Here is a 374-nt window from a genome sequence, read left to right on the forward strand (position 1 = left end):
TTCGTATTAAGTTTTCTGATGATGTTGTACCGTTGATTACAAATTTAGAAAAACACTTCACTAGTTATGAACTAGAGCAAGTCAGCAGTTTAACTAGTGTTTACGCTATACGCTTGTATGAGTTGCTTATCGCATGGCGTAGTACGGGCAAAGTGACTATGGTAGAGCTAGAAGAGCTAAGATTAAAACTAGGCATAGAACCCAATGAATACAAGAGAATGGGGCAATTTAAAGAAAAAGTTTTACACCTTGCCATTGATCAAATTAATAAGTACACAGATATAAAAGCAGAGTATGAACAACACAAACGTGGTCGTTCAATTATTGGATTTTCATTTAAGTTTAAGCAGAAACAACAACCGAAAAAATTAGAT

1 protein-coding gene is annotated in these 374 nt (G+C 34.2%); it reads left to right on the top strand.

All coding sequences use genetic code 11. From position 1 onward, the window contains the following. Window positions 1-374: RepB family plasmid replication initiator protein (locus tag WX88_RS26940; protein ID WP_046247527.1), on the top strand; the 374-nt coding region annotated here is incomplete at both ends.

Origin of the sequence: Hymenobacter terrenus (assembly GCF_000972495.1) — a bacterium.
Lineage (GTDB): Bacteria > Bacteroidota > Bacteroidia > Cytophagales > Hymenobacteraceae > Hymenobacter > Hymenobacter terrenus.